This window comes from Halosimplex marinum, assembly GCF_051414075.1.
Taxonomy (GTDB): domain Archaea; phylum Halobacteriota; class Halobacteria; order Halobacteriales; family Haloarculaceae; genus Halosimplex; species Halosimplex marinum.
The window spans coordinates 16968-42152 of record NZ_JBLKNY010000008.1; the positions used below are offsets into that span (position 1 = coordinate 16968).

The window sequence follows — 25185 nt, forward strand, 5'->3', positions numbered from 1 at the left end:
TCCTCGTTGTTAGATATCGTCCAGCTGGTCGCCGTTCAGTGCGAACAGGCCGTTGTCCCCGCCGCTGGGGACCATCGGGTAGACGTTCTCCGCCGGGTCGATGATCGCGTCGATGACCGCGGGCCCGTCGTAGTTGCGCGCCTTCTCGATTATCTCGTCGACCTCCTCGGGGTCCTCCAGGCGGAACCCGCGGGCGCCGAAGGCTTCCGCGAGCATATCGAACTGCGGGATCCACGGGTACTCCGAGGCCATCCGCCGGCCCTCGTAGAAGCCGTCCTGCCACTGGCGGACCATCCCGACCGCCTCGTTGTTCAGGACGACGTACGTGATATCGAGATCCTCGCGAACCGCGACGGAGAGTTCCTGGACGGTCATCAGGAAGGAGCCGTCGCCGTCGAAGCAGACGACCTCCTGGTCGGGCGCGGCGATCTTCGCGCCGATGGCCGAGGGGACGCCGTACCCCATCGTGCCCAGGCCGTGGCTGGAGACCCAGGTGCGGGGCTCGGTGAACGTCCAGAACTGGCTGGCCCACATCTGGTGTTGCCCGACGCCGGTCGTGACGATGGCGTCGTCGTCGGCCAGCTCGGAGAACCGCTCGACCACGTACTGGGGCTTGAGCGGCTCGTCGTCCGGCGTGTCGTAGGTCATCGCGTACTCGTCTTTCCACGCCTGGCACTGCTCGCGCCACTCGGCGTACTCGTCGGGCGAGGTGTCCAGCGCCTCGTAGGCGACGGGCATCGCGTCGTCCAGCTGGCGCAGGACCTGCTTCGCGTCGCCGACGAGCGGGTAGTCCGCCTCGATGTTCTTGCTGATCTCGGCGGGGTCGATGTCGACGTGGATCAGTTCGGCGTCGGGCGCGAACGTCTCGACGTCGCCGGTCAGGCGGTCGTCGAAGCGCGTCCCGATGGCCAGCATGCAGTCTGTATTGGTGATCGCCATGTTGGCGTAGCCGGTGCCGTGCATCCCGGCCCACTCCAGCGAGAGCTCGTGGTCCTCCGGGAAAGATCCGATGCCCGGCATCGTCGTGATGACCGGAATCTCGTAGTCGGTGGCGAACTGCCGTAGCTCGTCGCTGGCCTCGGCCTTGATGACGCCGCCGCCCGCGAGCACGACCGGGCGCTCGGCCTCGGCCAGCGCCGCGGCCGCCGCGTCGACGGCCTCGGCGTCGGCCTCGGTCGGCGGGTTGTACGTGTCCGGCGTCTCCGGTTCGCCCGGGAACGCGTCGGTCTCGCCCTGGGTCACGTCCTTCGGCAGGTCGACCAGCGTCGGGCCCTGGCGCCCCTCGTCGGCCAGCGCGAACGCCTCGCCGACCTCGGTGCCGACCGTGTCCGAGTCCCCGGCGAAGTAGCTGTGCTTGGTGACCGGCTGGGTCACGCCCACGGTGTCGGTCTCCTGGAACGCGTCGTTGCCGACCATCTCGGTCGAGACCTGCCCGGTCAGTGCGATGACCGGGTCCGAGTCCATCGACGCGTCCGCGAGGCCGGTCACGAGATTGGTCGCGCCGGGCCCCGAGGTCGCCAGGCAGACGCCCGGCTTGCCCGAGACGATGCCGTAGGCGTCCGCCGCGTGGGAGGCTCCCTGCTCGTGGGCCATCGTGATGTGGGTCAGCTCCTCGGAGTCGTACAGCGCGTCGTAGACGGGCATGATCGCCCCGCCCTGCACGCCGAACAGCGTCTCCGCGCCGGCCTGTTCGAGCGCCGCGACGACCGACTCCGCGCCCGTCGACACGGTGTCCCGGGTCGTCGAGCCGTCGTCGGCCTCCGCCGGTGTTGTCTCCGCCGCCTGTTCGTCCGCGTCCGTCCCGTCGCCCTCCGGTGGCGACACTGGTGTTTGCTCGCTCATGTGTGGTGGTGTCGTCGAGTCAGCTCCGCGTCGGTCCGATGCGTCCGCCGAGAATGAACAGCTGTGAGATGTGGGGCTAGGGAGCCCCTACGATCACGCGAAGCGCGCCGCTGGACGCGAGTTCGGTCGGCTCGCCGCCAGCGATCGGTCTCATCACTACGGGTATCTGCACACCGGCGGCAATAAATTTTCCGTGTCCGCCGCGCGGCCGCTGACGCCGCTCGTGTAGCTCTCGGCGTTCGCGCGGCTTCCGCCGCTCGCGCGGCTCCCCGGTGGAGCGTCGGCTCTCTCCGTGTGCGCTCGGCGGCCGGGGAGGCGGGCATCGTCCTACGCCCGGACCTCCTCTTCGGAGACCTCGCGGTCGACGCCCGCGTCCTGGGCGAACTCCTCCAGGACCTCCATGGTGACGCGGTTGTCGTCCGCGCCGAACTCCTTGACGCGCCGGGTGATCTCGCGCACCTCCTCGTCGGTGGGCTCGTAGCCCGCCTCGACCAGCCGCTCGCGCACCGAGTGCTGGCCGGTGTGTTTGCCCAGGACGAGTTCGCGCTCGGCCCCGACCATCTCCGGGGTCATGACCCCCGGCTCGAACGTGTCGGAGTTCTCGATGACGCCGGCCGCGTGGATCCCGCTCTCGTGGGAGAAGGCGTTGCGGCCGACTACCGGCTTGTTCGCCGGCACCGGGATGTCGCTCTTGCCCTCGATGACCCGCGAGATCTCGGTGATCCGCGTCGTGTCGATCCCCGTGTCCACGTCGTACAGCGACTCCAGGGCCATCACGACCTCCTCGTAGGCCGCGTTGCCCGCGCGCTCGCCGATGCCGTTGACCGAGACCTGCGCCTGCGAGGCGCCCGCCTCGAAGCCCGACAGCGCGTTCGCGGCCGCCAGCCCGAAGTCGTCGTGCGTGTGCACGTCGATGCGGGCGTCCGTGCGGTCGACGACCTTGGCGATCATGTCGCGGAACCGGCCGGGCGTCGCCACCCCGCAGGTGTCCGGGATGTTGATCCAGTCGGTGCCCGCCTCGGAGACGGCGTCGACGACCTCCATCAGGAACGCCTCGTCGGTCCGGGTGGCGTCCATCGGGGAGAACATGCACTCCACGCCGGCCTCCTTGACGCGCTCGACCGACTGGACGGCGCGCTCGACGGCCTGCTCGCGCGTGGCGTGCATGGAGTCCTCCAGCTGTACGTCGCTCGTCGAGACGAACACGTGGACCAGCTCGACGCCCGAGTCCAGTGCCGCTTCGACGTCTTTCTCGACGACCCGGGCCAGCCCGCAGGTCGTCGTCGAGGTCGCTTCCGCGATGTCGCGGACGGCCTCGAATTCCGCGTCGGAGTTGACCGGGAAGCCCGCCTCGATGACGTGCGTTCCCATGTCGTCCAGCACCGCCGCTATCTCCCGTTTGTCTTCGTAGGAGAACGACGTGCGCGGCGACTGCTCCCCGTCGCGGAGCGTGGTGTCGAAAATGCGTGCCTCGTGGACTTCCGAGGTACTATTCAGAGTACCCTGGAAGAACTCGATCCGCCGGCGAAGCCGACGTGCCCTCTGTATTGGACATTGTACCCCTATCTGTTCTCTCGGGGGCAATAAAGGCTCCGCTCGGCTCGGTGGCGCGCTAGCGCGTGGCACGATGTTGTTCTTGACTAGTAATGACCCGGTTTTGGGGATAGAACCGGACATCTTCTGTACTTACAACCCACTGTATGGCCGAGAGAGACGGTGATTCCGACGAAAGAGATTTGTGAGTTGAATATATACGAATGTCCCATGAGCGATCAGTTTACCGAGATAAAGTATGTTGGAGAACACCGAGCGGATGTGTTATCTCAAGCGGGATACACCTCTTTAGAGGAACTGAGTCAAGCCACAAAACAGGAAGTTGCATCAGTAGATGGTCTGGATGAGGCTATTGCTGAAAGAATTGTACATCACTTCGAAAAAGAACGATAGTCTACCGTGTAGGCGGGGAGATCCGACTCTGTGGGTAGAACCGGATAGGAGACTGTCGGAGAGTCGTCAACCAGAAACTAAGGCCCAGAGTGGCGGGCCGGGAAAGATTCGAACTTTCCTGCACCAAGCGGCCCCCGGCACCGGGATTTGAACCCGGGCACGGGCCTTAGCAGGGCCCCGCTCTATCCGAGCTGAGGCTTATGCCGGCTCGCATCACTCATATGATTACCATACGGAATAAACTCTTTGGTAGATTCTCTATGGAAATGGACAGGATCAGAATACCTGATCCCACGGGACCTTGTGCTGCCGCCCGTTCCGCCCGGCGTCGTTCCACTCGCCACTGACGATCTCGGTGACGGTCGACGACTTCCGCCGGACCACGTCGTCGCTCTCGTCGAATAGCACGAACGCGTACCAGGCGGTTTGCCCCTCTGCGCCTTCCGCCGCCGTCAGCGAGCGGTGTTGGTCCCCCCACAGCCTGAACCGGCCTGCGGCGCCGCTCGCGAGCGTTTCGTGAATCCAAGCGATTATCAAGGCATACACTTGAGTAGCTGGTCGACGAAATCACCGGAGAATGAACGGTTTAGCCGGAAAGACGGCGCTCGTCACCGGAGCAGGGTCAGGTATCGGACGCGCGTCGGCACTGCGATTCGCCGAGGAGGGTGCGAACGTCGTCGTCGCGGATATCGACACCGATGGCGGACGGGAGACCGTCGACCTGATCGAGGACGCCGGCGGCGACGCTGTTTTCGTGGAAGTCGACGTGTCCGACACCGAGTCGGTCGAGCGGATGGTCGACGCCGCCGTCGAGACCTACGGCGGGCTCGACTTCGCGCACAACAACGCCGGTATCCTCACCGACTTCGTGGAGACGACGGGCATCAGCGAGGCCAACTGGGACCGGATCGTCGACATCAATCTCAAGGGGATCTGGGCCTGCATGAAGGCCGAACTCCCGGTCATGGAACGCCAGGGCGGCGGCGCCATCGTCAACACCGCTTCGGAGGCCGGGCTCGTCGGGATGGGCGGGCTCTCCAGTTACTCGGCCAGCAAACACGGCGTGGTCGGCCTGACGAAGTCCGTCGCGCTGGAGTACGCCGAGCGCGGGGTCCGCGTCAACGCCATCGCGCCCGGGCCGACGAAGACGAACATCCAGTCCGGAATCGTCGGCGACGCCGGCGGGTCGTCGATACTCGGCCGGATCCGTTCGATCGTTCAGATGGTCAAGATGGCGCTCTGGAGCTTCCGCGCCGACTTCGATACGTCCGCGATGCGGGACGTGCCGATGGGCCGGATCGCCGAACCGGAGGAGATGGCCGGCGCGGTCGCCTTCCTCTGCTCTGACGACGCCTCCTACATCACCGGCGTCACCATCCCCGTCGACGGCGGCCAGGCGGCCGACTGATCGACGGACGACAGCGGGACGTACGGCCGCTCCCGAAAGCGGGTCGCCCGTCGGCGTCACCCACTCTCGGTCGAGTCCCGGGAGCCGTCGAGTCCGACCTGCTCCAGTCCCGGCGTCTCGCGGTTCGACAGCCTGTCGCCGCCGTAGACGGCCACGACGAGGACGGCGAGCGCGACCAGCGGGAGGGCGCCGGTCACTTCGGCGAGGAGGTTCAGTGCCGGGTCGGGCACGCCGCCGGGGGCCATCGCTCCGGTGTCCGCCGGGTGGAAGACGCCCATGCCGTTGACGCCGGCGTGGAACACCGCGACGGCGAGCACGCTCCCGCCCGTGCTGTTGTACATCCAGGCCCAGAGGACCGAGCCGGACAGGATCGAGACGATCCAGAGTAGCTGCTGGGAGAGCGGCCACGCGCCGTGGGTCGTCGCCGCGTTCAGGAACAGGGGGAGGTGCCAGCCGGCCCACGCGACGCCGACCAGCAGGCTCGACGCGAGCGCGCTGTAGCGCTCCTGCAGGAGCGGCAGCATGAACCCGCGCCACCCAAGGTCCTCTTGCCCCCCGCCCCAGACCGTCCCCCAGGCCAGCACGAAGAGGTAGATCCCCGGGAACGGGAACGTGCTCAGGTCGACCGGTCCGCCGAGGAGGACGAACAGCGCGCTCCCCGTGATCAGGATCAGGAAGGGGAGCCCGAGCGCGACCGCCCACCACCTGAGCCCGATCCGCCAGCGGAAGAACTGTCCGACCCACTTCCGGAGGTCGCCCCCGCTCGCCCAGATGACCGCGGCCGCTCCGACCGGCGGCCCGAACCCTCCAAACCCGATGAGGATCGACTGGGTCCACGACGCTTCCAGCCCGGCCGCGACGACCACCCCCTGTATCAGCCAGGTGAAGGCGTAGGTGATCGCGAGAAACGACGCGAGGCGATGACTGTCGACCCACGCGCGGGCTCTCGATCGGTGAACCGGTCCGGTGGCCGTCCCGCTGGGAGCGTCCATACCCGTACTGTACCCACCCGCGGGAAATAGTTTATTTCCGGAATGACATATTACCCGTCGACTTACTCAAGATCTTTCGAGCGGAGGACCGGTATCGAGGGGCGTCCCCGCCGCCGTCAGAACGGGTACTCGCGGGGCTCGCGCTGCAGCGAGATCCACTTCGTCTCGGTCACCTGTTCGAGGATGGTCCCATCGTTGTACCCGCCCATGCCGGAGGCGCGGGTCCCGCTGAAGGTGACGTGGGCCTCGTCGTTGATCGGCTGGTCGTTGACGTGGACCTGGCCCGTCTTCATGCGGTCTGCGATGTCCATCCCGGTCCCGAGGTCGCCGGCGTGGACCGACCCGGCGAGGCCGTACTCGGTGTCGTTCGCGATTTCGACCGCCTCGTCGATGTCGGAGAAGGGGATGACCGGCGCGATGGGGCCGAAGTGCTCGTTGCAGGCGGCGGCCATGTCGTTGGTCACCCCCGAGAGCACGGTCGGGCGGACGACCAGCGAGTCGTCGACGCCCTCTAGCTCGGCCGTCTCGCCGCCCGTCTCCAGGGTCGCGCCGGCGTCGACCGTCTCCTCGACGTACGCCAGCATCTCGTCGCGCTGGGACTCGTCGATGATCGGGCCGACGACGGTGTCCTCGTCGTGAGCGCTCCCGACCGGGAGCGACTCGGCGCGGTCGACGAGCGCGTCCACGTAGTCGTCGTAGATATCCTCGTGGACGACGTGGCGGTTGATCGAGATGCAGACCTGGCCCTGGTGGACGAACGAGCCGAAGGTGGCGCTGTCGATGGCCTGCTCCAGGTCGGCGTCCGCAGTCACGATGTGGGCGTTGTTCCCGCCCAGCTCCATCGCCTGGGCGGAGAGGTTCTCGGCGGCGGTCGCGGCGACCTGCCGGCCGACCGGCGTCGAGCCCGTGAACGCGACCATGTCGCTCTCGGGGTGGCCGGCGACGCGGTCCCCGATGTCCGAGCCGCTGCCCGTGACGACGTTCAGCAGTCCGTCGGGCAGGCCCGCGTCCTCGAAGATCTTCGCGAACAGCAGCCCGCCCGTGATCGGCGCGTTCGACGACGGTTTGAGCACGACCGCGTTGCCCGCTGCGAGGGCGGGCGCGACCGCGCGCATGGAGAGGTTGAGCGGGAAGTTCCACGGCGAGATCACCGTCACGACCCCGCGGGGGACGCGCTCGACGCGGTTGTCCTTCCCGGGGACGTTCGAGTCCGCGAGCTCGCCTTTCATCCGCCGGGGCATCGTCGCCGCCTCGCCCATCTGGTCCGCGGCGATCCGCAGCGACGTCTCGCCCATGATCTGCGACCCGCCCACCTCGGCGGCGAGCAGTTCCGTGATCTCCTCGCTGTGTGCCTGCATCGCCTCCAGGGCGTCCTGTACGAGTGTCTCCCGGCGTCCGGGCGGCGCGTCGGCCCACTCCGAGGCCGCCTCGGCGGCGGCCTCGTAGGCGGCGTCGACGTCGGCCTCGCGGGCGGCGGGGACCGTCGCCACTTGCTCGCGGGTCGAGGGGTCCTCGACCGCCATCGTCTCGTCGCTCTCGGCGGCCGTCCACTCGCCGTCGACGTACAGTGCGTTCCAGTCGTCGTCGATCGCGTAGCTGTCGGGCACGAGTGTCTCGGCTAGGGCACTCGGACCGAAAAGGGGCGAGACCCCGGGTGGTACTGCCGGTTCCCGTCGCAAACGCAGGCGACCGGCCGAAGAGCGGGGTACAAGTCGACGCAACCCGTAGCGTATCGCGGATGTACGACGCACGGACGGCACCGATAGCCGGGGTCCGACCGCCGACGGGGGCGCGGTGAGATGACCGGACCGCACCAGGACCGGCCGCTCGTCACCGCCGGGGCGCCCCTCTCGGTCGCCGACGCGGCCGCAGTCCTCGTCCACGGCCGCGGCGGGACCGCCGACGGGATGGTCCGACTCGCCGACGAGTTCTACCGCCACGGCCTCGCGCTGGTCGCGCCCGCCGCCCGGCGCAACCGCTGGTACCCGAACTCGTTTCTCGCGCCCCGGGAGGCCAACGAACCCGACCTCTCCTCGGCCCTCGCTACGGTCGGGGACGCCGTCGAGACGGTCCGCGAGGCGGGCATCCCGCCCGAGCGAACGGTCCTCCTCGGGATCTCCCAGGGCGCCTGCGTCGCCGCCGAGTTCGCTGCCGGGAACCCCTCTCGGTACGGCGGCGTCGTCCTCGCCAGCGGCGGACTGATGGGCCCCGAAATCGCGGAGTACGAGGGCAGTTTCGACGGCACGCCGGTGCTCGTCGGCGGCCACGAGGGTGACCCGGCAGTCCCGGTCGAACGAGTCCGCGAGACCGCGACTGTCTTCGAGTCGCTCGACGGCGACGTGCGGACCCGAATCGAACCGGGCGACGACCACGGGATCACCGACGCCGAACTCGCGGCGGTGGGTGAACTGGTCGAGGACCTGCTGGCCGGCGATGACGCCGCGGACGATAGTTCACGGCGGTAACGGTCAGTCACGGTCGAACGTCGGGGGAGGGGGCGGGTTGAGTGTGCCGGCAGAGGGGGTATCGTGGTCGGCGCCGAACCGCGGGCAATGCCAGCGGACATCCCCGGGATCCACCACGTGACGGCCATCGCGAGCGACCCCGGACGAAACTACGAGTTCTACACGGAGACCCTCGGGTTACGACTCGTCAAGCGCAGCGTCAACCAGGACGACGTGTCGGTGTACCACCTCTTCTACGGCGACCGCAGCGGGACGCCGGGCACGAGCATGACCTTCTTCCCCTACCCCGACGCCCGGCCGGGCCGGGTCGGCACCGGCCAGGCGACGACCGTCCAGTTCGTGATCCCCGACGAGTCCGTCGAGTACTGGACCGACCGCCTCGGGTCGGAGGGCGTCGCCCACGAGGGGCCGTACGAGCGGTTCGGCGACACCGTGATCGCCTTCGAGGACCCCGACGGCCTCCCGCTGGAACTGGTCGCACGGGCGGACGCGCCGGATGGCGACCCGCCGGACGGACCCGTCCCGGCCGAGCACGCGATACGGGGTTTCTTCGGCGTGACGCTCTCGCTGGCGACCGCCAGCGGCACCGGCAGCCTGCTCAAGACGATGGGGTACCAGCCGACCCGGAGCGAACACCACCGCCAGCGGTTCCGCGCGGCCGGCGACCTCGGCGCCGTCGTCGACGTGCTCGAAGACCCCGAGGCCCCCCGGGGCGAGGCCGGCGCCGGCACCGTCCACCACGTCGCGTTCCGCGTCTCCGACTCCGAACAGGCCCAGTGGCACGACGCGCTCGTCGACCGCGGGCTCCGCCCGACGCAGATCATCGACCGCAAGTGGTTCCGGTCGATCTACGCCCGCACCGAGGGCGGCGTCCTCTTCGAGTTCGCCACCAAGTCGCCCGGCTACACCGTCGACGAGGACGTCGACGAACTCGGGGAGACGCTGGTGCTCCCCGAGTGGCTCGAGGACCGCCGCGAGGAGATCGAATCGAATCTCCCCCCGCTGCCGGTCGCGCCCCGGGAGGCCTGACGGCGACGCGACCCGCCGGTCCGCCGGCGTCGCCGGCGGCCGGTCGCCGCTCCCGCGGCGGGCTCATCCCCCGTCGAACGGCGGCAGTTGCCCCTCGATCATCTCGCGGTCCTCCTCCAGCCACGGCGGGAGGACGAGGTCGCCGCCGGGGTCGGACTCCCGCTCGACCACGCCGAGCCCCGGCCGCTCGGTCGCCAGCTCGAACAGGATCCCGCCGCCGTCGCGGACGTACAGCGACTCGAAGAAGTGGCGGTCTTTCACCCGCGACACGTCGAAGCCCCGCTCGTCGAGCAGTTCCCGCCACTCCCGCAACTGCTCGCCGCTCTCGACGGTCAGCGCGACGTGGTGGATCGACCCCCGTCCCTCCTTGCCGTACTCCGCGTCGTCGGTCAGCAGGTCGACCGTCGACTCGCGGCCTCCGGGCAGTCGATAACGGACGACATCGTCGCGCTCGGCGACGATCTCGAACCCGAACGTGTCGAGCAGGCTCGCCGTGACGTACGGGTCCGCCGACCGGACCGAGACGCCGCGGACGCCGCGGATCGCGCGTTCGGCGGGGATCGCACCGTCCGGCTGACCGCCGGTCCAGGGGTGGTCGGCCTCCGCGTCGAGGTCGGTCGGCGCGGCATCGCCGTCCGGGACGCCGACGAGTTCCAGCGAGGTGCCGTCGGGGTCTTCGAAGGCCAGGATTGGCTCGCCGAACCGTTCGCCCCGGTCGACGGCCACGCCGCGGTCGGCCAGCCGGTCGGCCCAGTAGTCGACGGCGTCCGCGGGGATCCGTAGCGCGGCCGTCGTGATGTCGGGTTTGCCGATCCGGCCCGGCTCCTCCCGCGGGTAGGTGAAGAAGGTGAGCACCGATCCCGGGGTCCCGCGGTCGTCGCCGTAGTAGAGGTGGTAGACGAACGGTTCCTCGAAGTTGACGGTCCGCAGGAGAAATCGCAGTCCCAGCGTCTCCGCGTAGAACCGGCGGTTCCCGGTCGGGTCGCCCGCGACGACCGACACGTGATGGACGCCGAGCGTGTCCGAGAGCACTGCCGGCAGTAGGGACCCCGCCGGGATAAGCCTGTCAGCGACGGGCGACCGGACGAGGGCCGAGCCCGCCGGTCACTCGTGGCGCTCGCCCGCCTCGACCGTCGTCTCCAGCCAGTTCTCCTCGGGCGGGTACGGGCAGGAGAAGGTGTCGCTGAACGCGCAGAACGGGGAGTACGCGAGGTTGAAGTCGATCGTCACCTCGTCGCCGTCTTCGAGTTCCCGGTCCGGTTCGAGTTCCATGTAGCGACCGCCGTCGTAGGTCTCCTGGCCGGTCGTCTTGTCGCGGAAGGGGACGAAGATGGAGTCGTCATCGGGCTGTTGTCTGTAGCCGTGGAGTTCGCGACTCTCCCCGTCGAGTTCGAACGCGAAGGTGACCACGCGCTCGTAGCGGACGGTCCGGCCGTCGGAGGTCTCCATCTCGACGGGGTCGGGCTGGTCGTGGACGGTCACCGTCGCGTCGACGCGGTAGTCGGGGTCGGGCTCGAAGTAGTCCAGCCCGTCGAAGTCCTCGCGGTCCTCCGGGGGGATCGGCGACTGGGGGTGCTCGGCCAGGAACTCGTCCTTCTCGGCGCGGTTCGCCCGCAACTGCTCGGCCCACTCGTCTGTCTCGCTCATAGCCCGAGATTGCCGCCCCGGCGGTTTGAGTCCGGCGGTCCTCGACACCCCTCGCTCGGATCGGGATTCGACAGTGTTTGTTCCGCCAAGTCTTATGAGTGTGTGGGTACGACGTACGTACAGTGAGTGGACGATGGGAACGACTCGCGTCAACTTCCGGCTCCCCGAGAAGCTGATCGAGAAGGCGGACGTCGCCGCCGAGGTCTCGCACAAGAACCGGACGGAGATCGTCGTCGAGGCGTTGCAGGACTACCTGGACGACATCGAGGACCAGGAGCGGTTCAGGGAGGCCGTGGTCGAACTCTACCTCGACGACGAGATCGGGTTCGAGGCGCTGAAGGGGTTCGTCGGGCGCCAGGACGCCGAGTCGGTGCGCGCGTCGAAAGCTCTGCTGCGTCGCGGCGACGAACTGGCCGACGACCTGGCGGACCTGTAGATGATCGTCGCGGACACGTCCGCGCTCGTCTCGCTGGCCGCCGTCGACGCGTTCGACACCGTCTCGACGGAGTTCGACGTACACACCACGGAGACGGTTGTCGGTGAACTCGAAGACACCAGCGAGTACGACGACAGGCACGGGGACGCCGCCCAGGCGGTCCTCGACAACCGGGACGATTTCGAGACGCACGAAGTGGCGGAGACGCTCGAATCGTCCAGGATCGACCGCGGCGAGGGCAGTTGCGCGCTCCTGACGAGGCGACTGGACGCCGAGTTCCTGATAACCGACGACCTCCGGGCGCTCCCCGAACTCCAGACCGCCAGCGACGCCGAGGTCGTGATCTCGCCCGTCGTTCTGAAGGCGCTCGTGAAGCGAGAGGTGATGGAACGGGAGCGAGCACGGGAGAAGGTCGACAGACTCGCGGAACGGCGGTCCTGGCTCGGACAGCCCATCTACAGGCGGGCCACGGACCTGTTCGAGTAGCTCGCTCCCGTGGGAAGCCCCGATAGGGCGTTCCGGTCCACCGTCTGTTCGGGACGACTGCGGGTCGGAACCGTCGGCGCCTCCCTGGCATAGTTCCGTTCGCCGGGGCTGAGATCCCACCGTCGGACACACCTTTTTCTCGGTCGACCGCGAGGGGGCGGGTATGAGCGAGATCGACCTCGACCTCCAGACGGTCGAGGAGGAACTGACCGACGAGGAGGAGGGCGACGACGGGGGCGGTCGGGTCGTCCTCGGCGTGCTCGACGGGACGACCCCCGACGAGGAGTGGGCCGAGATCGTCGAGGACGGCGGGACGCTCGTGCTCTCAATCGAGGGGGACGTGAACGAACTCGCGGCGGGGTTCGCCCGCGACGTGCGGGAGATCGACGGCGACCTCATGCAGTTCCGCGGCTTCCTCGTCGTGACGCCGCCCGGCGTCGGCATCGACACGAGCCGGCTGGACTGAGCGGTCCCTCGCGGTCCGCTCGACCGCGACGCGCCCAACTCGTCGGTGTCGTCGCTTATGTGGCCGGCGGGCCAACAGTGGGGTATGCCGATGAAAGGCTCCGGGCAGGCGGCGTCGTGGCGGGAGATCGACCAGTGGGAGGGCGGCACCGGCTGGATCGCCTACCCCGACGAGGAGATGCAGCGGGCGAGCCACGCGCTGGTCTCCGACGGCGACGTGTGGCTCGTCGACCCCGTCGACTGCGACGGGCTGGACGAGACCCTCGCCGAGTACGGCACCGTCCGGGGCGTCGTCCTCCTGCTTGACCGGCACAAGCGCGACGCCGACGCGCTCGCGCGCCGCCACGAGGTACCGGTGTACGTCCCCGAGTGGATGAGCGGCGTGCGCTCGGAGCTCTCGGCGCCCGTCGACCTGATCCGGCGGAGCCTCCCCGACAGCGGGTACGACCTCCACAAACTCGTCGACAACCCGGTCTGGAAGGAGGGCTTCCTCTACGACGAGGACTCGAAGACGCTGGTCGTCGCCGAGGCGGTCGGCACGTCGGCGTTCATGCGGACGAGCGACGAGCGGCTCGGCGTCCACCCCGCGCTCCGGCTGAAACCGCCGAAAGCACTCGGCCGCTACTCGCCCGAGCGGATCCTGGTGGGTCACGGCGAGGGCGTCATGGAGGGCGCGGCCGAGGCGCTGACCGACGCGCTCGACGGGTCGCGCAAGCGGACGCCGCGGCTCTACGCCCAGACCGCCCGGGAGTTCCTGTTTTGAGCCGACTCCGTGTCGAGACTCGGCGATACGGGGAGGGACGCGCCGAGGGTTGCGAGCGACGGAGTTTTGCCGCGGGCGGCGAATAACCCACCGTGGTCTACGCGACGCGGGGGCTGGTCGAGTCGTGTCTCAGGTTCGCCAGGGAGTCCGACCCCGACCCGGTGACCATCTCGCTGTCCGTGACGCCCGCCGGGGACTTGCCGGGCGCGGACCTGCCGCCGGAGACGCCGGTGTTCACGCACTTCTACTACCCGGACTCGGCCGGCTCGGTCAACTTCGTCTTCGGCGTCGACATGGGGACGCCGGTCGGCCAGACCCAGGCGCGGTTCGTCTCCCACCCCAACGGCGAGTTGCGCGTCCGCCAGCGCGACGACTTCCACGAGCGCATCTTCGTCGCCGTCCCGCCGTGGGACGAGGGGTCGGTGGCCGTCTTCGACCGCCGCGGCGAGGAGCAGCCCCTGGAACTGCTCGACGTGGAACCGCCCGAGGAGTTCCCGGAGTAGCGTCCCGCCGGGACTGCCCGGCGCTCGCAGTCAGTCCAGGTAGCCCAGATCTTCGAGCTGGTCGGCGATCTCGGAGAACTCCGCCTCCGTCAGCTCGCCTTTCTGCTGGTTCTGGATGACGATGCTCCGCAAGAGAAAGCGGACGAGGTCGCTCGTCGACGAGAAGCTCGTCCCCTCGATGGTCTCGTCGACGCGGTCGGCCAGGTCCTTCGGGATCGACACGGTGGTGTAGTCGGTCATACCGTGCGGATGGGGAGGGGCGGGGTTAGTCGTTGTGGCTGGCCCTGAACGACGTACCCGCTGCCCGTCGACGATACCGAACGTTCGAATGCTCAGTGGAGGCAGTAGCTGTTTCGGTGAGCGGTTGCGGTGCGGTCGGCGTGCGCTGTCGAGCGTGCCCGCCGCTTGGCGGGCCGCTCGAAACAGTCGCGCGAGGTCTTCTCGAACTCGTCAGAGCTTGCCTCTGACGGGGGATGAGCGACGATAGGAGCGAATCGGATGGGGAGGGTCGTGGCTGTCTGCGGTGCTGTGCGGGGCGACCTGCGGTGCGGTCCTGGCGGACTGAAAGGGCGAGGCGCGCTCGCGCCGATAGTCGCCTGAGCGGGCGACTATCCGCGCGGTGCGAGGCGCCGTGCGCCTCGAAGCGAACGGCTGTGCCGTGAGCGGGCGGTGCCGAGAGCGCGGATATCCCGCCTTGGTTCGAGAGAGCGAAGCTCTCTCGTCACTGAGCGAATCTCCGATTTTCGGAGACAGCGACCGCGAGCGCGCCGAGGGCTTTCAGTGCTCACCGTCGAGTGCGGTCGCGGTCGTCTCTGTTTCTTCCACAACGGATCTACCAGACAACCGGGACACTCGCAACACGTAACGGCTATCCTCGGAGTCGCGTCACAAGAACTACACACGACGCGTTCGAATCCGGGGAGCGATGCCCTCCAACGACGAACCGCAGTCACTCCGGTCCGACATCGTCCGGCGCTGGAAGGAGGAACTGTTCTCGGCCGACACCGTGGTCGCGGCGGTCGCCGTCGCGGTGGCGATCCCCGCCGGCCTCGCCGCCGCGGCCGTCGTCGACCCGGCCGCGCTGTATCCGGTCTGGGTGTCGACCGCCGCCGGGCCGAGCCTCGGCTACTGGCGCGGCATCCGGATCGAAGTGCCGATGGGCACCGCTGTGAAGGTCGGCCTCGCGATGGCGGCGGTGATCGCCGCCGTCACAACGGGAATCGTCGCACTGGCGCTCGCGCTCGGCGGAACCCAGGGTGCGGCCGTCGTCGCGGGCGCCGTCGTCGGCCTGCTGTTCGGCGGGCTCGCCAGCCGCTACGCCTTCCACCGGCTGGCCGGCGAGACGGCGTGACCATCCGCTCGCGGCCGCTGGCCCGCTACACCGTCAGCTCGACGCGGTAGTCGGTCAGGTTCTCGTAGCCGTCCTCGGTGACGACCACGAGGTCCTCGATGCGGACGCCGCCGACTTCGGGGTCGTACAGGCCCGGTTCGATCGTGATGACGTGGCCCGGTTCCAGCTCCTCCCCGCTCGGGGCGAGACTCGGGCCCTCGTGTACGTCGAGACCGACGCCGTGGCCGGTCGAGTGGATGAACCCCGTCTCGGTCCCCTCGTCGCTCCGCAGAGTGGGTTCGCCGGCTTCCTCGTACACGTCGCAGGCGGCGGCGTGTACGTCCGCGCCCGTCGCGCCCGGCTCAACCGCGTCCAGCGCGGCGCGGTAGGCCTCCTCGGTCAGGTCGTACCACTCCCGCAGGGTCTCCGAGGGCTCGCCCCTGCAGAAGGTGCGGGTCATGTCGGCGTGGTACTTCGTCGCCTTGTTCTGGGGGAAGATGTCGACGATGATCGGCTCGCCGGCTGCCAGCGGGCCGCTCCCGCGGTCGTGGGGGTCGGCGGCGTCGGCGCCGCAGGCGACGATCGTCTCGTCGAGCGCGCAGCCGTGGCGGAGCAGCGTCACCTCGATCTCCGTCTTGACCGCCTCGCTTGTCAGCACCTCGCCATCGCGGTAGAGGGTGCCGTCTTCCACGTCGGCTCCGGCGATGAGGTCCTCGGCGGCGTGCATGGCCGCCTCGTTGGCTTTCTGGGCCTCGCGGACGTGCTCGATCTCCTCGTCGGTCTTGACCGCGCGGATGTCCGAGACGGTGTCCTCGCCGTCGACGCTCACGGAGACGCCCAACTCGCGCAGGCCGTCGGCGACGTGCAGCGGGAACCGCGGCGGCGCAGCCACGCTGTCGACGCCGTGAGCGTCGAGGAAGTCCGCGAGCGAACGGTGGATGGCCTCGCGAGGGCCGTACTCATCGCTGTACTCGCCGTAGTTGTAGTCGATGGCGCGCTCGACCGTGGCGGCGCGGGCCTCCCGTTTCGCGCGGCCGAACTCCAGGCTCCGCCCGAAGAAGAGCCGTACGTCGCCGTCGTAGAGCGTGACGAACGGGTCCGGCGCGTCGAACCCCGAGAGGTAGTACTGCGTCGAGTCCGTCGAGTCGGCGTGGACGAGGTAGCCGTCGACGCCCTGTTCGTCGAGGGACTCGTCGAGCGCGGACAGATCCGGGTCCATACCCCCAGGAAGCACCGCCCGGGGTAAATACCGTGGGGCGCGGGCAAACGAGTCGACACCAGCGTCGCCGCCTCCGGTAGCCTCATACACCAAGCGAACGACCCGGGGCACATGGACGCGACTATCGAGCGGTCGACTGTCGGTGGCCGGGCGCGCGCCCCGCCCTCGAAGAGCTACACGCACCGGGCGATCCTCGCAGCGGGTTACGGGACCGAGGCGACCGTCCGCGACCCGCTGGTCAGCGCCGACACGCAGGCCACTCGCCGCGCCGTCGAGGCCTACGGCGGCGAGACCGACCTCTCCGAGGACCGGTCGACCCTCCGGGTGTCGGGCTTCGACGGCCGCCCGGACGTGCCCCCCGACGTGATCGACTGCGCCAACAGCGGGACGACGATGCGGCTCACCACCGCGACGGCCGCGCTCGCGGACGGCACGACCGTCCTCACCGGCGACGGGTCGCTGCGCTCGCGCCCCCAGGGCCCCCTGCTGGACGCCATCGAGCAACTCGGCGGCCGAGCGGAGAGCACCCGCGGCAACGGCCAGGCGCCGCTCGTGGTCGGCGGCCCCGTCGCCGGCGGCACCGCCTCGATCCCCGGCGACGTGTCCTCGCAGTTCGTCACCGCCCTCCTGATGGCCGGCGCCGTCTCCGACGACGGGATCACGGTCGACCTCGAAACGGAACTCAAGTCCGCGCCGTACGTCGACATCACGATCGAGGTGCTGGAGGCGTTCGGCGTCGAAGCCCGGGAGACCGACGGCGGCTACCGCGTCGAGGGGGGCCAGGCCTACGCCCCCGAGGGCGGCGAGTATCGCGTCCCCGGCGACTTCTCCTCGATGTCGTACCTGCTCGCGGCGGGCGCGCTGGCCGCACCGGACGGCCTCGTCGTCGAGGGCGCCTACCCCAGCGCGCAGGGCGACTCCGCCATCGTCGACGTGCTCGAACGGATGGGCGCCGACATCGAGTGGGACCGCGAGGCCGGCGAGATCACCGTCAGGCAGTCGGACCTGACGGGCGTCGAGGTGAGCGTCGCGGACACGCCCGACCTCCTCCCGACTGTCGCCGTCCTCGGCGCCGCGGCGGACGGCACCACCTCCATCGTCGACTGCGAGCACGTCCGCTACAAGGAGACCGACCGCGTCAGCGTCATGGCCGACTCGCTGACGGAGATGGGCGCCGCCGTCGTCGAGGAGCGGGACCGACTCTCCATCCGCGGCGCCGAGACCGACCTCCGCGGCGCGACCCTGCCCGGGCGCGACGACCACCGCATCATCATGTCGCTGGCCGTCGCCGGCCTCGTCGCCGACGGCGAGACGACCGTCACCGAGGCCGAGGACGTGGACGTGTCGTTCCCCGGCTTCTTCGACACGCTCGCGGATCTGGGCGCGACCGTCTCGAAGTGAGAACGCGCTCGCTTCCGGTGGTCACTGCGTAGCGGCCCGGTCGCTGAACTGTTCGCGGACCTTCTTGACCTTCGGTTCGGCGTGGAACTGGCAGTAGCGGTCGTTCGGGTTCTTGTCGTAGTAGTTCTGGTGTTTCTCCTCGGCCTTCCAGAAGGTATCGAGCGGCGCGATCTCGGTGACTATCTCGTCGTTCTCGTAGCTGTCGAAGCCGCCGCCCTGCTGGAGATTATGAACGAACCGCTCGACGGTCTCCTTCTGCTCGTCGTCGTGGTAGTAGACCGCCGAGCGGTACTGCGAGCCAACGTCGGGACCCTGCCGGTCCTCCGTCGTCGGGTCGTGGATGCGGAAGAACACCTCCAGCAGGTCCTCGTAGGCGATTACGTTGGGGTCGTACTCGACCTGCACGACCTCGGCGTGGCCGGTCGATCCCGAGCAGACCTGCCTGTAGGTCGGGTTCTCCGTGTCGCCCCCGGCGTAGCCGGAGGTCACGTCCTCGACGCCGTCCAGTTCCTCGAACGCCGCCTCGATACACCAGAAGCACCCGCCCGCGAGCGTCGCGGTCTCCGTATCAGTCATTACCCGCGCTTGGGGGCGGAACCGTTTGAACCCAGCGACGGACGAACGCCTGTCGGTCAGTCGCGCGCCCGCCCACATCTTCAGAACTATATGCCAGGGTCACCCACCCAGAGGTAATGAACGGCAACGAGTTCGGCCGGCTCTTCCGGTTCGCGACGTTCGGCGAGAGCCACGGGGAGGCGATGGGCTGTACGGTGTCGGGCTGTCCGGCGGGGGTCGAGATCTCCGAGGACGAGGTACAGGAGGAACTCGACCGGCGGAAACCCGGCCAGTCGATGATCACTACCTCCCGCGGGGAACCCGACGAGGTGTCGATCAAGTCGGGCACCCAGGACGGTTACACGACGGGAACCCCCATCGGCATGGTCATCCAGAACAAGGACGCCCGCTCGGGGAAGTACGAGCCGTTCATCACGGCGCCGCGGCCCTCCCACGGCGACTACACCTACTCCGCGAAGTTCGGCACGCGCAACTGGGGCGGCGGCGGCCGCTCGTCGGCCCGCGAAACCGTCAACTGGGTCGCCGCCGGCGCCGTCGCGAAACAGGTCTTAGCGCAGTCCGACCACGACGTGCAGGTCAAGGCCCACGTCAACCAGATCGGCGACATCGAAGCGAACGACGTGACCTGGGAGGACATGCTCGAACACACCGAGGACAACGAGGTGCGGTGTGCCGACCCCGAGAAAGCCGAGGAGATGCGCGACGCCATCGACCAGTATCAGCAGGAGGGCGACTCCATCGGCGGCTCGGTCTACTTCGAGTGTCGCGGCGTGCCCCGCGGCCTGGGCGCGCCCCGCTTCGACTCGTTCCCCGCCCGCCTCGGCCAGGCCATGTTCTCCATCCCGGCGACGACGGCCGTCGAGTACGGCCAGGGCCGGGAGGCCCGCGAGACCCGCGGCATCGAGCGCAACGAGGACTGGGAGTTCGACGACGGCACGCGCGACGACGTGGTCAGCGAGGAGGGCGACCCCGTCCCCGTCGGCAACGACCACGGCGGCCTCCAGGGCGGGATCACCACCGGCGAACCCGTCTACGGCGAGGTGACCTGGCACGCGCCCGTCTCCATCCCGAAGACCCAGCAGACCGTCGACTGGGAGACCGGCGAGAAGAAAGAGGCCAAAGTCGTCGGCCGCCACGACCCGAGCCTGCCGCCCCGCGCGGTCCCCGTGGTCGAGGCGATGCTGCGCGTGACTATCCTCGACTTCATGCTCCTCGGTGGGCGGATCAACCCCGACCGCATCGACGACCGTCCGGGCGAGTACGACACCGCGTACCACCCCGAGAGCCCGCAGAACGACCCCGACGACGCCGACACGATGACCGAGACGGTCGACGAGGACTGATGGGCGTGGAGCACCAACGGAGGGTAGCCTGATGGACGCACGCCAGGACGAACTGTCCAACCCGTTCGGGATGGACACCGAGTGCACGAACTGCCCGGAACTGGTCGAGACGCGCGAGCGGGTCGTCCACGGCTACGGCGACGTGGGCGCCGACTTCGTCGTCATCGGCGACCAGCCCAGCGAGGGAGCCGACGAGACCGGCGTCCCCTTCGCCGGCGACCAGTCGCTCGTCTGGGAGATCCTCGACCGCGTGGGTCTGGTGGAGGGCGACCCCGGTGCGGAGGAACCCGTCCCCGACGAGGTGTACCTGACCTACGTCACCCGCTGTCGCCACCCCGACCGCGGCGCGACCGACGAGGAGGTCCGGGCCTGCGAGGGGTACCGCTCCAGCGAACTCCGGATGATAAACCCCGAGATCATCGTCCCCGTCGGCCAGCGCGCGATCGAGGCGCTCGCCTTCCAGTACACGACGAAGAGCGAGGACGAACTCGACGTCGAAGAACTGCACGCGACGACGATGCGCGGCCGCGGGTTCGAACTCGTCCCCATGGTCGACCCCGCCGACCAGACGCCCGAGCAGACCGAGGCGTTCGTCGAGCACTTCGCAGACCTCCTGGGGACGGATTACCGACAGACGAAGGGCCGCCAGGGCAGCCTGGAGACCGGCCGCGGACCCGACACCGACGGGTAGGGGCCACCACGCCTCGCCCTTCCGCCACCCGGATCGGCGTCAGCCACCGCGTCGCCAGTCCCGCTCGGCCAGGTCCTCCGCGGCCGCGGCGGCCTCCTTCCGGAGGTCGGCCACGTGATACACCACGTCGGTGAGCGTGACGATACCCAGCACCGACAGCCCCTCGGTCACGACCACTTTCTTGACGCCCTCCTCGGCCATCGTCCGCGCGACGCGCTGGACGGTCCGGTCGGGGTCGGTCGTCACGAGCGGCGGATGGGCCAGGTCGCGGACGGGGATCTCATCGAGGGACTGGCCACGCTCGTGGGCGGCCCGCAACGCGTCGGTCTCGGTGACGATCCCGGTGGGCGTCTCGCCGTCGACGACCACGACGCTGCCGACGCCCTCCGCGAGGAGCTTCCCGACGGCGTCGTCGAGCGTCGCGTCGACGCCGACGGTCACCACCTCGACCGTCATCAGTTCGCGGACGAGCATCGTCGGTCAGTCGCCGATGTCGACGACGAGGACCGGTGCGTGTACGTCCTCGACGACGCGGTCGGTGACGCTGCCGAGATTCTGAACGCGGTCGCGGCCGGTGCGGCCGTGGGTCCCCATCACCACGAGGTCGATGCCCGCCTCCTCGACGTAGTCGACGATCTCGCGGTGGGGGATGCCATCGCGCAGCTGCGTCTCGACGGCCAGGCCCTCGTCTTCGAGGGCGATCTCCAGGTCCTCGACGGCGCGCTCGCCCTCGACCTCCAGCGAGCGGACGATCTCGTCTTTCGTGTCCGCGTCGGCCGCGCGGTAGCGGCGGCTGTCGACGACGTACAGCGCGTGGACCGTCGCGTCGTTGTCCCGCGCGATGGCGGCCGCGTGTTCGACCGTCTCGGTCGTCCCCTTGCTCCCGTCCGTCGGCAACAGGATGTCGTCGTACATATCCCGACGTTTGATGCCCGGGTAAATAGTGGTACGGTCGTGTCAGCGGGCGGCTATCGAGGTCTTTCGACCGCTCCTGGCACCGCTCGCTCGCATCCGATCGGGGGAAACCGAACCGGAACCAGGTCCGTAGCCGTGCATTCATCCCGACGGCGCCTCTCCGAACGCGTACAGATACGAGCGAGTACTTCCGTAGAGGATACTGTCCGTGATCGCGAGCAACCGAACGACTCCGTCCGTCTCCCAATACGTGAGTTCCGTTCCCGTCTGCGCGTCGAACGCGCTGATCCGTTCACCGTGTGCGACGTAAGCTGTCCCGTTAGCGACGACCGGTGGACGCTGCGTGAAGTTCGCGAACGCGTCGGAGGTCCACCGGAGTTCACCGGACTCGGCGTCGACTGCGTAGAGATAGCTTGTCGCGCTGTCACTCCCCTCCGGTACATGGGCGCCAACGACGTACAGTGTCTCGTCGACGAGAGCCGGTGTACTGTAGACCCCGGCGAACGCCGCCTTATCTTCCCGAACTAGCTCGGCCCTGCGGTCGGAGTCGAGCGGCGGCTGAAAGTCCCAAACGGTCGACCCATCACTCGGGTCGAGCGCAAGTAGGCGCCCGTTGGACAGCCTTCCGAAGCCTCCGGTCGTGATGTAGACGTTCCGACCGACCGTGGGCGTGTATGGTTGTGCTCCGTCGCTAAATATTTCGTCCCTGTAGACGAGATCCCTCGACCACTGGTAGGTGCCGTCCCGCCCGATACAGCAGACGCCACTGCCAGTCGGAACGTACACCCGCTGTTCCGTGACGGTTACCGGCCAATTCCACCGGGCGGTGGATATCGAAACGTCGCTCTCGCGTCGGTCGCCATCGGCGAGCTCCCAGTTCACCGACCCGTCGGAGCGCAACGCGACCAACGGTTCTCTCCCCAGATACAGATCGCCGTCAGCGGCGACGACCCGTCCGTTCAGCGCTGGCCCGTCGCCTGCCTGCCAGAGCTGTCGCCCGGTCGCCGCGTCGAACGCGCGGACGGTCTGGGTAATCGATCCATCGGATATCTCGGGAAGCGGAACGTACACGACGCCGTCGGTGACCGTCGGATGAGCCACGAACTCCGAATGGTTCCCGTTGTCGAGGACCTGTTTCGCCCAGCGAACGGACCCGGTTTCACCGTCTACGGCAACGATGTGATACTGTCGAACCAATCCCGAGACGGTGACGTAGACCGTCCCGTCCTCGACGACCGGGTCGGAGATCCTCGGCGGGTTCTCCTCGCCGTCGAACGCCGGGACAAGGTCGGCGGGCTCCAGCCTCCACCGCCGGTCGAACTCCGTCGGTGACCCCCTTGCCGTCGGATGGACGCCGCGATGGGTCGGCCCGTACTGGTACATCGGCCAGGTCCGCGCTCCCGACGGGCGTCGCTCACTGGCCCCGCTCGGTCTCGTCCCGGTATCGGACATCCGCGCTGTCCCCTGGGTCGCCGCTTCGGTGGCGCCCGTCTCGGAGTCCGGCGGCGGGTCGCTGGCCCCGTCCGACTCGGAACCGTCCGAACACCCGGCGGTAGTTGTCACGCTGGCAGCAGCGAAGGCACGCAGAAACGCGCGTCTGTCGGGTCTGTCAACCACGCCCGGACCTGATAGCGTCGGAACATAATCTACAGTGAGACGGCAAAAATAGCCGAAGGGGGTCCGCGAAACTACCCGTTTCGGCCGCGCGGAGTCGAGGAATGCCTGACCGATCCCCGGTCCTCAAGGGACGGGTTCGCGGACCGAACACGGCGCGTCACCGCCCGGTGAAACTCGGGTGGTCGCTGACGTGTTTCGGGAGATAGCGCTTCTTTCGGGGCAGGCCCGCGGTCTCGTCGCGGACCCGCTCGCGCAGCTCCCGGGGGGTCAGCTCGACCTCGGTGTCGTCGGCGCGGACGTTCACGTCGAGCCGCCCGCTGTCGACCTCGCGGTCGCCGACGACGGCGTAGTAGGGCACCCAGTCGGTCTCCGCGCGGGCGATGCGCTTGCCGACCGACTCCGAGCGGTCGTCCACGTCCGCCCGGATCTCCGCCGCCGCCAGCTCCTCGACCAGTTCGTCGCAGTAGGCGACGTGTTCCTCGCCCACCGGGACGAACCGGACCTGCGTCGGCGACAGCCACGTCGGCAACCGCGGCGTGTCCATCGTCGCCGTCTCCTCCAGCAGCGCGGCGACGACCCGCTCGATCCCGCCCGACGGCGAGTAGTGCAGGATCGGCGGGTGGTGGCTCCCCTCGGCGTCGGTGTAGGTGATGTCGAACCGCTCGGCGCTCTCGACGTCGATCTGGACCGTCGGGTTCTCGATGGGCCGGCCCAGCCCGTCGATGGCCGCGAAGTCGATCTTCGCCGACCAGTAGTGGTGGCGCTCGGGGATGACCTCCAGGAGGGCGGGCTTTCCCAGTTCCGCGACCACCTCCGCGACCCACGCCTCGTTGGCCTCGTAGAACTCGCGGGTCACCCGCAGCGCGGGCTGGTACTCCAGCCCGAGGTCGTCGCCCGTCCGCAGCGAGAGCTTCGCCTGCCGCAGTAGCTCCTCGCGGGCGCCCGCCATGTCGGCCGTCGCGGTGTGCATGTCCGGCATCGTGAACGAGCGCAGGCGCTTGAGCCCCGTCACCTCGCCCTTCTGCTCGCGCCGAAAGGAGTAGGTCGACATCTCGTAGATCCGCAGCGGCAGGTCGCTCGCGGCGATGTGCATGTCCCGCATGATCGAGAACTGCCCGAAGCAGGCGGCGAACCGGAGCATCATCCGGCGGTCGCCCGACTCGAAGCGGTACTGCCGCTCCCCGAACTTGCCGGCGTGTTCGTCGATGGGTCGGGCGCCGAGGTCGTACATGACCGGCGTCTCGACGGGCATCCCGCCGTAGTCGACCACGAGGTCGTTCACGTACTCGATGAGCGAGTCCCGGACCAGTTTCCCCCGGGGGTACCACCGCAGGTTGCCCGCGTCCGACAGTTCGTCGTAGCCCGCCAGCGACTTCTCCCGCATGAGTTCGACGTGGGGCGGCTCCTCGCCGGGCGAGGCCGTCACGTCCTCGACCTCGTCCTCGACGAACGCCCGCATATCCTCGCTCACCTCGGACTTGGCCGCGACCGCGTCGTCGGTCGACCCGTCGGGCCACATGATCTGCCACTCACTCGGCTCCCGGTCGGATTCCTCCCCCTCGTCCTCCCCGGTTCCGGCCCCGGCCTCGTCGCGGTGGGCGGAGACGTGGCGCGACAGCTCCGAGAGCGGGTGGCCCTTGCAGGCGACCTCGAAGGCCTTGTACCAGCCGAACGGGGCCCGCAACACCTCGTAGCCCTCGCCTTCGAGTTCGGACTCCAGGTCCCGCATGACCGACTTGGCGGCGTCGGGACTCGCCAGGTCGTCGCTGAGGTGAGCGTAGGGGTACAGCACCACCCGGTTGGTGTTGAGTTGCCCCGTCACGTCCCGGAGCTCGTCGGTCGCGTTCGCGACGACCCCGTCGAGGTCGGCCTCGTCGTCGGACTCGACGCTGATGAAGGCTGTCACGCACTCCTCCATGCGCCCCTCCATCGGGACGCCCTCCGTCTCGGCGAGGTCGTCGGGCCCGGCCTCCTCGCGGGCCTCGAACTCCAGGTGGTCCGAGTGGACGAACAGGAGTCGCATACCCAACGGTGGCGCGGCGGCGCAAAAAGTGTGCTGGCGGGGTCACGTCGGGCCGCTCGCTCAGTCTGCGGTCGGCTCGCTCCGGCC

At 68.8% G+C, this 25185-nt stretch carries 27 protein-coding genes and 1 tRNA gene; 13 read left to right on the plus strand and 15 right to left on the minus strand.

All coding sequences use genetic code 11. From position 1 onward, the window contains the following. Positions 1-9: 9 nt before the first annotated feature. The gene (gene ilvB / locus ACMGFI_RS19910; RefSeq protein WP_436911989.1) at positions 10-1842 is read right to left on the minus strand and encodes a biosynthetic-type acetolactate synthase large subunit; all 1833 of its coding nucleotides are present in this window, start codon (positions 1840-1842) and stop codon (positions 10-12) included. Positions 1843-2169: 327 nt separating this feature from the next. Further along, on the minus strand, positions 2170-3426 hold the full coding sequence (locus ACMGFI_RS19915) for a LeuA family protein (RefSeq protein ID WP_436911992.1): 1257 nt from the start codon (positions 3424-3426) through the stop codon (positions 2170-2172). Between the two features lie 180 nt (positions 3427-3606). Here ACMGFI_RS19915 and ACMGFI_RS19920 point away from each other — a divergent pair, with 180 nt between their 5' ends. Continuing rightward, on the plus strand, positions 3607-3789 hold the full coding sequence (locus ACMGFI_RS19920) for a helix-hairpin-helix domain-containing protein (protein WP_436911993.1): 183 nt from the start codon (positions 3607-3609) through the stop codon (positions 3787-3789). Positions 3790-3876: 87 nt separating this feature from the next. On the opposite strand, the gene ACMGFI_RS19925 is transcribed toward ACMGFI_RS19920, so the two are convergent. After that, positions 3877-3997: transfer RNA gene (locus tag ACMGFI_RS19925), tRNA-Ser, on the minus strand. A 68-nt stretch (positions 3998-4065) separates the two neighbouring features. Beyond that, entirely contained in the window at positions 4066-4335 is a 270-nt protein-coding gene (locus ACMGFI_RS21220) for a PD-(D/E)XK family putative nuclease (RefSeq protein WP_495849323.1), read from the minus strand. Positions 4336-4366: 31 nt separating this feature from the next. Between ACMGFI_RS21220 and ACMGFI_RS19930 the strand changes: the two genes are divergently transcribed. After that, a complete protein-coding gene (locus tag ACMGFI_RS19930; RefSeq protein WP_436911995.1) occupies positions 4367-5197 on the plus strand; it encodes an SDR family NAD(P)-dependent oxidoreductase in 831 nt (276 codons plus the stop codon). A 56-nt stretch (positions 5198-5253) separates the two neighbouring features. Here the strand turns inward: ACMGFI_RS19930 and ACMGFI_RS19935 are convergent, their stop codons facing one another. Next, positions 5254-6189, minus strand: coding sequence for a CPBP family intramembrane glutamic endopeptidase (locus tag ACMGFI_RS19935; protein WP_436911998.1), 936 nt, complete (start codon positions 6187-6189; stop codon positions 5254-5256). Between the two features lie 116 nt (positions 6190-6305). Further along, positions 6306-7796, minus strand: a complete 1491-nt coding sequence (locus ACMGFI_RS19940) for an aldehyde dehydrogenase family protein (protein ID WP_436911999.1) — start codon at positions 7794-7796, stop codon at positions 6306-6308. A gap of 192 nt (positions 7797-7988) precedes the next feature. On the opposite strand from ACMGFI_RS19940, the gene ACMGFI_RS19945 reads away from it, so the two are divergent. Together ACMGFI_RS19945 and ACMGFI_RS19950 are read left to right on the plus strand one after the other, a co-directional pair. Then, on the plus strand, positions 7989-8654 hold the full coding sequence (locus ACMGFI_RS19945) for an alpha/beta hydrolase (RefSeq protein WP_436912000.1): 666 nt from the start codon (positions 7989-7991) through the stop codon (positions 8652-8654). Positions 8655-8741: 87 nt separating this feature from the next. Then, on the plus strand, positions 8742-9683 hold the full coding sequence (locus tag ACMGFI_RS19950; RefSeq protein WP_436912002.1) for a VOC family protein: 942 nt from the start codon (positions 8742-8744) through the stop codon (positions 9681-9683). A 63-nt stretch (positions 9684-9746) separates the two neighbouring features. On the opposite strand, the gene ACMGFI_RS19955 is transcribed toward ACMGFI_RS19950, so the two are convergent. Further along, on the minus strand, positions 9747-10715 hold the full coding sequence (locus ACMGFI_RS19955; RefSeq protein ID WP_436912004.1) for a VOC family protein: 969 nt from the start codon (positions 10713-10715) through the stop codon (positions 9747-9749). 72 nt (positions 10716-10787) lie between these two features. Beyond that, a complete protein-coding gene (locus ACMGFI_RS19960) occupies positions 10788-11330 on the minus strand; it encodes a DUF1684 domain-containing protein (protein WP_436912005.1) in 543 nt (180 codons plus the stop codon). A gap of 133 nt (positions 11331-11463) precedes the next feature. Between ACMGFI_RS19960 and ACMGFI_RS19965 the strand changes: the two genes are divergently transcribed. The 5 genes from ACMGFI_RS19965 to ACMGFI_RS19985 all read left to right on the plus strand — a co-directional run bounded on the left by ACMGFI_RS19965 (position 11464) and on the right by ACMGFI_RS19985 (position 13983). Then, positions 11464-11766 carry a ribbon-helix-helix protein, CopG family gene (locus tag ACMGFI_RS19965; RefSeq protein WP_436912007.1) on the plus strand — a complete coding sequence of 101 codons (303 nt, stop codon included), beginning with the start codon at positions 11464-11466 and terminating at the stop codon, positions 11764-11766. Then, a complete protein-coding gene (locus ACMGFI_RS19970; RefSeq protein ID WP_436912009.1) occupies positions 11767-12252 on the plus strand; it encodes a PIN domain-containing protein in 486 nt (161 codons plus the stop codon). A gap of 163 nt (positions 12253-12415) precedes the next feature. Next, positions 12416-12718 carry a DUF5779 family protein gene (locus tag ACMGFI_RS19975; protein WP_436912010.1) on the plus strand — a complete coding sequence of 101 codons (303 nt, stop codon included), beginning with the start codon at positions 12416-12418 and terminating at the stop codon, positions 12716-12718. A gap of 84 nt (positions 12719-12802) precedes the next feature. Next, positions 12803-13480, plus strand: coding sequence for a hypothetical protein (locus ACMGFI_RS19980; protein WP_436912013.1), 678 nt, complete (start codon positions 12803-12805; stop codon positions 13478-13480). Between the two features lie 92 nt (positions 13481-13572). Next, positions 13573-13983 (plus strand): JAB/MPN domain protein-containing protein, encoded by a 411-nt coding sequence (locus ACMGFI_RS19985; RefSeq protein ID WP_436912015.1) that lies wholly within the window; start codon positions 13573-13575, stop codon positions 13981-13983. Between the two features lie 30 nt (positions 13984-14013). Here ACMGFI_RS19985 and ACMGFI_RS19990 read toward each other — a convergent pair whose 3' ends face one another. Beyond that, the gene (locus ACMGFI_RS19990; protein ID WP_179918364.1) at positions 14014-14223 is read right to left on the minus strand and encodes a ribbon-helix-helix domain-containing protein; all 210 of its coding nucleotides are present in this window, start codon (positions 14221-14223) and stop codon (positions 14014-14016) included. A gap of 685 nt (positions 14224-14908) precedes the next feature. Between ACMGFI_RS19990 and ACMGFI_RS19995 the strand changes: the two genes are divergently transcribed. After that, on the plus strand, positions 14909-15334 hold the full coding sequence (locus tag ACMGFI_RS19995) for a hypothetical protein (RefSeq protein WP_436912018.1): 426 nt from the start codon (positions 14909-14911) through the stop codon (positions 15332-15334). Positions 15335-15359: 25 nt separating this feature from the next. On the opposite strand, the gene ACMGFI_RS20000 is transcribed toward ACMGFI_RS19995, so the two are convergent. Beyond that, positions 15360-16532: a M24 family metallopeptidase gene (locus ACMGFI_RS20000; RefSeq protein ID WP_436912020.1), complete on the minus strand. Its 1173-nt coding sequence runs from the start codon at positions 16530-16532 to the stop codon at positions 15360-15362. A 111-nt stretch (positions 16533-16643) separates the two neighbouring features. Between ACMGFI_RS20000 and aroA the strand changes: the two genes are divergently transcribed. Continuing rightward, the gene (gene aroA, locus ACMGFI_RS20005; RefSeq protein WP_436912022.1) at positions 16644-17933 is read left to right on the plus strand and encodes a 3-phosphoshikimate 1-carboxyvinyltransferase; all 1290 of its coding nucleotides are present in this window, start codon (positions 16644-16646) and stop codon (positions 17931-17933) included. A gap of 21 nt (positions 17934-17954) precedes the next feature. Here the strand turns inward: aroA and msrA are convergent, their stop codons facing one another. Continuing rightward, the gene (msrA, locus tag ACMGFI_RS20010) at positions 17955-18509 is read right to left on the minus strand and encodes a peptide-methionine (S)-S-oxide reductase MsrA (RefSeq protein WP_436912023.1); all 555 of its coding nucleotides are present in this window, start codon (positions 18507-18509) and stop codon (positions 17955-17957) included. 116 nt (positions 18510-18625) lie between these two features. On the opposite strand from msrA, the gene aroC reads away from it, so the two are divergent. Both aroC and ACMGFI_RS20020 read left to right on the plus strand, forming a co-directional pair. After that, on the plus strand, positions 18626-19852 hold the full coding sequence (gene aroC, locus ACMGFI_RS20015; RefSeq protein ID WP_436912025.1) for a chorismate synthase: 1227 nt from the start codon (positions 18626-18628) through the stop codon (positions 19850-19852). Positions 19853-19883: 31 nt separating this feature from the next. Next, positions 19884-20543, plus strand: coding sequence for a uracil-DNA glycosylase (locus ACMGFI_RS20020; protein ID WP_436912026.1), 660 nt, complete (start codon positions 19884-19886; stop codon positions 20541-20543). A 39-nt stretch (positions 20544-20582) separates the two neighbouring features. On the opposite strand, the gene ACMGFI_RS20025 is transcribed toward ACMGFI_RS20020, so the two are convergent. The 4 genes from ACMGFI_RS20025 to ACMGFI_RS20040 all read right to left on the minus strand — a co-directional run bounded on the left by ACMGFI_RS20025 (position 20583) and on the right by ACMGFI_RS20040 (position 25098). Next, positions 20583-21017, minus strand: a complete 435-nt coding sequence (locus ACMGFI_RS20025; RefSeq protein ID WP_436912028.1) for a CBS domain-containing protein — start codon at positions 21015-21017, stop codon at positions 20583-20585. 6 nt (positions 21018-21023) lie between these two features. Further along, positions 21024-21458 (minus strand): universal stress protein, encoded by a 435-nt coding sequence (locus ACMGFI_RS20030; protein ID WP_436912029.1) that lies wholly within the window; start codon positions 21456-21458, stop codon positions 21024-21026. A gap of 141 nt (positions 21459-21599) precedes the next feature. Next, the gene (locus ACMGFI_RS20035) at positions 21600-22841 is read right to left on the minus strand and encodes an outer membrane protein assembly factor BamB family protein (protein WP_436912030.1); all 1242 of its coding nucleotides are present in this window, start codon (positions 22839-22841) and stop codon (positions 21600-21602) included. 391 nt (positions 22842-23232) lie between these two features. After that, the gene (locus tag ACMGFI_RS20040) at positions 23233-25098 is read right to left on the minus strand and encodes a threonine--tRNA ligase (protein ID WP_436912031.1); all 1866 of its coding nucleotides are present in this window, start codon (positions 25096-25098) and stop codon (positions 23233-23235) included. Positions 25099-25185: the final 87 nt, after the last annotated feature.